This is a genomic window from Novosphingobium sp. PY1 (genome assembly GCF_017312445.1).
GTDB lineage: Bacteria > Pseudomonadota > Alphaproteobacteria > Sphingomonadales > Sphingomonadaceae > Novosphingobium.
In genome coordinates, this window is the sequence record NZ_BLTI01000006.1 from 374,533 (window position 1) to 380,690 (window position 6,158).

Below are 6,158 nucleotides of genomic sequence, written 5' to 3' on the forward strand. Positions count from 1 at the left end.
CGCTGGCGCTGCGATGGTCAGCGGGCCGGGCTTGCGGGAAAGGCTACAATTTGCCTACCACTTTCGCCGCGGCGTTTGCCTCGACGCTTTGGGTCAGGCACCATTGATATGAGAGGCGAGATGTGATTCAGGCTCTTTGAGGAGACTGGATTTGAATGACTTGTTCTGGCTGACGGACGAACAGACGGCGCGGCTTGAGCCGTCCTTTCCGAGGAACCACGGTAAGCCCCGGGTTGATGATCGCCGGGTTTTGAGCGGGATCATCTTCGTGAACCGCAACGGGCTGCGCTGGCGCGATGCACCAAAGGACCATGGACCGCGCAAGAGGCTCTGTTGCGAACATTGGGGTGCGGCGAGCGGTACGTCGCCTTTTGGGGGATCAGGCAGCATTGGCGAAATGCTGATTGAGCATAGTCATGGTTTCGGTCAGGGCTGACGGCCCAATTCCGAATGCTCTTTCAACCAGGCGCACCTCCCCCACGATCCCTGGCTGTAGGCACGATGGCCGAGCCTGCCCTTTGCGTAAGGCGCGCATGACCTCGAAACCTTTGATCGTTGCGTATGCCGTGGGCATCGACTTGAAGCCGCGCATAGGCTTGATCAGTATCTCGCGTTTGCCATGGTCGGCCTCGAGAACGTTGTTCAGATATTTCACCTGCCGGTGCTCGGTTTCAGCCGCCAGTTTGCCTTCGCGTTTCAGCTCGGCGATCGCGGCCCCGTAACTTGGCGCCTTATCTGTGTTGAGTTTCGTCGGCTTCTCCCAGTCCTTCAGGCGCGAAGCGCTGCACCCAGCGATAAATGGTCGTATGATCGACATCGATCCCACGCTCGGCCAGCATTTCCTCGAGATCACGATAGCTGATGCCGTATCGACAATACCAGCACACCGCCCACAGGATGACCTATCCGGTAAAATGCCGCACTTTGAAATCGTTCATCGCAACTGACCCTGCCAATCCAAGTGTCCAATCTTGGTGGCCGCATCAATGTTCGCAACAGAGCCCTTACAGGAATGGGGCGCGCCGACACATATTCCTGTTCGGCGAACGTGTTCGCAATTTTCTGCGCTGAAGCGTCCGGTAGACCGGCACCCCGCCATGGCCGGCACCATAATATTGTGGTCACCTTGAAAAGGGATACCAGCATGAACCGTATCAGTCTTTCCCAAGCGAATACTATAATCGCGGCCGCATTTGAGATGGCCAGCCAGTCGGGCCTCAAGCCGCTCAGCGTAGCGGTACTTGATCCGGGCGGGCATATGATCGCCTTTCAACGCCAGGATGGCACTTCCATGCTGCGGCAGAAGATCGCGTGCGGAAAGGCGGCCGGGGCGCTGGCGCTTGGCATGTCTAGCCGCAGGATAAGGGACATGGCCGCACAATGGCCGGCATTCGTCGGTTCGCTCGGGCAAATCAGCCCCGATGGCGTGATACCGGCCGTCGGTGGCGTGATTGTGGTCGATGCCGAGGGCGAGCCGCTTGGCGCGGTCGGCGTGACGGGGGACACGGGCGATAACGATGAGGCATGCGCACTCGCCGGCATCGCCGCGGCAGGCCTCAGGGCACAGGAATAATCCGTAAGGCTAGATGCCGTAATGGGCGGGCGTCTCAAACGGTAGCCAGGTTGGGTGGCTGTGCCTCAGAATGATGGTGTTGAAAACGGGGTCCGAGCGATCGGCCCAAAGCATCATGAGAGGAACAGCCGTGGAGTATTATGCCGGGACCCGCAGCTTGCCGCGCTCAACGCGCATCAGCGTATCAAATCGCGAATGCTCGCCATGGCTCATTGCCAGCACCGTCATCGCCGCGTTCTCCCAACCGGTAGGAGAACCATGTCACCGCTGTTCCACTGACGACACCTGAAGGTGTCATTTCTATCTAGCAGAGGGGTGTCATTTCTACTTAGCGCTTAAAGACATTGGAGATGATAATAAGGATTATGTAAATACCGACACCACAGCCGTCCATGTAAACTGTGTCCAGTGTGATGGCGAAAAGCTTGCAGTCACGTGGGTCTTTCAACAGTATCAGCGACCGTGTCTACTTCGTTCGCCACGACGCCCTGGCAGGCCAATGGATTGGACGTAATTGCCTTGTGCCTAGCGATTTTGCCGTTAGTCATGGTTAACGATGCTTAACATCCAGATAGCAGAAGCGCAGAAGGCGCCGGGGAATCTACATTTTAACGGCCCGGCAGCGGCAGGGACTCTCGCGGTAGTGGTTTTTGCCGCCTGCCTTCTAGGCATTTTGACCAGGCCCATTGGACTCCTTGCTACTTTTTGGCCAGCAAACGCCCTGATGGTTGGTATTTTGCTGCGCTTGCCAGCAAGCCGGACCATCTCGGGATGGTTGGCAGGTGCTTTGGCATTCTTGGCCGCGGACCTCCTCACGGGGTCAAGTCTGCAAAAGGCGGTGCTGTTGAACGCGGCGAACCTTGCCAGCATTGCTGCTGCCTTCCTGGTCCTGAGACGCCTGCCCCCTTCGATTCTGCTGCTGAAGGACCAGACGTCGGTTCCTTTCCTCCTTCTGGGCTCGCTGGCAGGTGGAATGGCTGCCGGTTTCGGAGGTATGATCGCCAATCCTATTCTGTTTGGCGGTAGTGCAAAAGATGGCTGGGAGTTCTGGTGCGTTACCGAACTGGCCAACTTCGTTACCGTGCTACCGCTCATTCTGGCGGCACCGCCCCCCTCTGTCCATGCCTTGCCCTTTCGGCGGCCAACACTGAGCGAATTTGCCCCATTTGCCGCGCTTTGCCTTTCCAGTCTCGCGGGCGTCTTTATCGGTGGCCCCGGGGCCATCTTGTTTGTCGTCCCTGCTCTGCTTTGGTGTGGTCTTACCTATTCGGTCTTTGTCACTGCGTTGCTGACTAGCGTTAGCGGCTACTGGGTTATGTCCGCATGGGTCATGGTTTACTTGCCCTCTATAAATCAAGGGCCTGACTCCTTTAGCCTGGTATCCTTCAGGCTTGGGGTTTCTCTCCTCCTCCTCTCCCCGGTCATGCAGGCTGTGTCGAGTGCAACGAGGAGATCCGCCTTTGCGGGTCTGGAAACTGTGGCGAACCTCGACCCGCTGACGCACATTGCCAATCGCCGTGCATTCTTGGCTCGGGCTGAGGAACTCCTTACTGGAGCAACAGGAGTTGCCTTGGTGCTCATGATGGACATCGATCATTTCAAGCGCATCAATGACAATTTTGGTCATGCCGCAGGCGATGCTGTGCTGATCGAGTTCGTACACAGGGTAAAGCGCTGCTTGCGAGCCTGTGATCTATTCGGGCGACTGGGAGGCGAGGAGTTTGCGCTTGTGATCCCAGATTGTTCCATGCGTCAAGGCAGCATGATCGCTGAACGCATTCGGCAGGCCATCAGCAACGAAGCAATGCTGGTTGCGGAAGGTCGTTACCTACCAATCACCGTCAGCATTGGAATGACTGCATCGCACGGCGATCGCATTACCATACTCGAGTTGCTTCAACGAGCGGACCAAGCCCTCTATGCGGCAAAGGACGCCGGGAGAAATCGCATCGAGCTCTTTAATCTTAATCCGCAACCGACCCGACATTACTGACTGGAAAGTGACGACCGTACTCGGGAACAATTTCTTACCAAAGTCAGGATCGGAGCTTTGTGCTTTGGGAGGCGAATCCCGTCCACTGCTGGTGTACGGGTTCTCGCCGCAGCAGCCGTCGTACACGGTCGAAATGCGTTCACTGAAACTTGCCATTCATCGCTGGGCAGACGCACTGGAATGACGTGGCCTGGGACAAAGCCGTCTTTCTCATAGTCAGCGGTGAAAGGCAGCTCATGACCAAGTCGGACATTCACGGCGTGCCGGGGCAACTTCCATCCACGCCCGAGACTGGGCCGTAAGCGGATTGTCGGCTACTGGAAGCCGCAGGGCGGAAGCTGCCGTTCGCGGCGTTCATTCAAATTCTAAACGCACGTGGCGCTGGAATTGTCTCGGCCGACCGGTCATCCGCGACCGGTCTGCCTAGAGTGCTATGTTCGTATGCCCTTATGCCGATGTGCAGGTTAACCGGCTGTCCTGATTCATCGGACGTGGGCGACCTGTCCTAACCGGACGCTGGTGTCTATGCGCGATCGGACATAGAAGTCTAGTCGGCTACCATTGCAAGTAGCCAGAAATCGACACATATTGCGTTCAACGAGGTAACGCAACATGGTCAAAATCGTCTCATCTATCAAGCCCACCAAGGTCGTGCCAATCAAGCCAAAGGCCGACACCCGCAAGGCGTCGGAGAAGAAATACGGCAAGCCGGTCATGGACCTGGGTTTCTGTATTGTGCCGTCGCTGCTCATGCAGGCGCAGGCACGGCTTGGCATCAACCCAGTGCAGTTCAACATCATCATGCACCTGGCCGACATCTGGTGGGACGCTGCGCAACGGCCTTGGCCGAAGAAGCAGCTGCTGGCCGAGCGCATGGGCATGAGCGAGCGGCAGGTGCAGCGGCAGATCGCCGAGCTGGAAAGTGCCGGCCTTGTACAGCGTATCGAGCGCACCCGGCCTGGGCGCGGCAAGACCAGCAACGAGTACGACCTGTCCGGACTGGTGAAGCGATTGAAGGAGCTGGAGCCGGAATTCACCGAGATGAAGCAGGAGAACCAGAAGCGCCGCAAGGCGGTTGCCCTGCCCAAGCATCGCCGGGCATCGGCATAAGGTTTGAGGGCTGCGGTCCACCACAGCCTGTCAGGGCGTAGGACGTGGCGCTTCGGCCAGAAGCATCGGCCCCTTCCATAAGGGCAGGATGACGCCGCCACGTCCTATGTTCGATTATGTAGCGCTGTGCGCGAGACTTGCGAGGGTTTCCTGCAACAGCATCCATCCACGATCCCGCCTCGAAGGGGTCCCCTGACACATCCATTCGCCCGGCCATGGGCGTAGGATCGACTACAGGCTCATTCAAGGAGCACCCCATGGTTAAGATCACTGGTCTCGATAAACTGACCCGCACGCTCGACGACGCCCAGAAGGCCATCGCCGCGATCGACGGCGAACTGGGTGCCGTCAATTTCAATCCCAACGATCCGGGCAGCATCGAGGCGGCCATCGCCCAGATGGAAGCCATGATCGACGAGCGCCTCGGAGACTACGCTTCCAATCCCATTGTCGCGCCGATGATGGAAGGTATGAAGGAGCGCTATCGTGACGCGATTATTGAACGTGCCGCGCAGGCCCGTATGGAGGGCGATAGCGACCAATGAGCACTAATCCCGACCTGTTTGAACAAATCAATAATGCGGTGCTCGACCTTCAGAGCGCCCAATATCAGAGCTACGATCGTCCGCTGAAGACGCTGGCGCATTTGCTGAAGAACCCGGAGTTGGTGCCCTATAACGAGCAGTTGACCGACGGGTTGGACCTCGATGCCTTCCTGGCTGAAAATGAACCGCGTGGCGGCATGGCTGGTGGTGACAAGCTGGCCTGGCCGGTGGAACCTGAGAAAGTGCTCGGTCTGACTCTGCTGCTCATCGAGCGGTTTGCGGAAAAGCCGCACGACATGGCGAGTTTCGGGCACACCTACTATTACACGGGCCGCAAGATCATCGGCGATGTTCGCGCCGTTACGTCCCAGGTCATCATTCCCTTCGCCCGAGATTATAAGGCCTATGTCATGAGTCACGGCAGCTCTGCCCCGGCGCTGGCGCTCCCTTCGCCACAAAACAACAAAGTGTTCATCGTCCACGGCCATGACGGCGAGGCGCGCGAGACGGTTGCCCGCTATCTGGAGAAAATCGGGTTCGCCCCGATCATCCTGCATGAGCAGGCCAATCGCGGCCGCACCGTCATCGAGAAGGTGGAGACCAATAGCGATGTCGGATTTGCCGTCGTTCTGCTGACCCCGGACGATGAGGGCTGCAAGAAGGGAGAGACCCCGGAACCCCGCGCCAGACAGAACGTCCTTCTTGAGCTGGGCTATTTTATTGGCAAGCTGGGCCGCGACCGCGTGTGCGCCTTCCAGCGCGGCACGGTCAACATTCCTAGTGACTTCGCCGGAGTGGTTTGGACCGTGATGGATGAAAGCAATGGCTGGAAGCAGGAGCTGGCGCGCGAACTTTCAGCTGCCGGTTACACGATCGACTGGAATACGGTCATGAAGTGAATAAATGCCTGGTCGTCTAGTCTTACTGCGTCACAAAT

5 protein-coding genes and 2 pseudogenes are annotated in these 6,158 nt (G+C 57.9%); 6 read left to right on the top strand and 1 reads right to left on the bottom strand.

All coding sequences use genetic code 11. From position 1 onward, the window contains the following. Window positions 1-151: 151 nt before the first annotated feature. Window positions 152-331 (top strand): annotated as a pseudogene (locus J3474_RS09670) (transposase); the annotation flags it as partial. Between the two features lie 48 nt (window positions 332-379). Here the strand turns inward: J3474_RS09670 and J3474_RS09675 are convergent. Then, a pseudogene (locus J3474_RS09675) lies at window positions 380-899 on the bottom strand (IS6 family transposase). A 245-nt stretch (window positions 900-1,144) separates the two neighbouring features. Here J3474_RS09675 and J3474_RS09680 point away from each other — a divergent pair. The 5 genes from J3474_RS09680 to J3474_RS09700 all read left to right on the top strand — a co-directional run bounded on the left by J3474_RS09680 (window position 1,145) and on the right by J3474_RS09700 (window position 6,120). Beyond that, entirely contained in the window at window positions 1,145-1,573 is a 429-nt protein-coding gene (locus tag J3474_RS09680) for a heme-binding protein (RefSeq protein WP_207093956.1), read from the top strand. 556 nt (window positions 1,574-2,129) lie between these two features. Next, entirely contained in the window at window positions 2,130-3,566 is a 1,437-nt protein-coding gene (locus J3474_RS09685; RefSeq protein WP_207093957.1) for a GGDEF domain-containing protein, read from the top strand. A 612-nt stretch (window positions 3,567-4,178) separates the two neighbouring features. Continuing rightward, the gene (locus tag J3474_RS09690; RefSeq protein WP_207093958.1) at window positions 4,179-4,676 is read left to right on the top strand and encodes a helix-turn-helix domain-containing protein; all 498 of its coding nucleotides are present in this window, start codon (window positions 4,179-4,181) and stop codon (window positions 4,674-4,676) included. A gap of 257 nt (window positions 4,677-4,933) precedes the next feature. Continuing rightward, complete coding sequence (locus J3474_RS09695; protein WP_207093959.1) at window positions 4,934-5,221, top strand: hypothetical protein; 288 nt, start codon at window positions 4,934-4,936, stop codon at window positions 5,219-5,221. Then, window positions 5,218-6,120, top strand: coding sequence for a TIR domain-containing protein (locus J3474_RS09700; RefSeq protein WP_207093960.1), 903 nt, complete (start codon window positions 5,218-5,220; stop codon window positions 6,118-6,120). Before J3474_RS09695 ends, J3474_RS09700 begins: the two co-directional genes overlap by 4 nt. Window positions 6,121-6,158: the final 38 nt, after the last annotated feature.

Excerpts from the sequence above, each read along its gene's own strand:
- J3474_RS09685 (WP_207093957.1), top strand. The coding sequence starts at position 2,130 with ATGCTTAACATCCAGATAGCAGAAGCGCAGAAGGCGCCGGGGAATCTA.
- J3474_RS09700 (WP_207093960.1), top strand. The coding sequence starts at position 5,218 with ATGAGCACTAATCCCGACCTGTTTGAACAAATCAATAATGCGGTGCTC.
- J3474_RS09690 (WP_207093958.1), top strand. The coding sequence starts at position 4,179 with ATGGTCAAAATCGTCTCATCTATCAAGCCCACCAAGGTCGTGCCAATC.
- J3474_RS09680 (WP_207093956.1), top strand. The coding sequence starts at position 1,145 with ATGAACCGTATCAGTCTTTCCCAAGCGAATACTATAATCGCGGCCGCA.
- J3474_RS09695 (WP_207093959.1), top strand. The coding sequence starts at position 4,934 with ATGGTTAAGATCACTGGTCTCGATAAACTGACCCGCACGCTCGACGAC.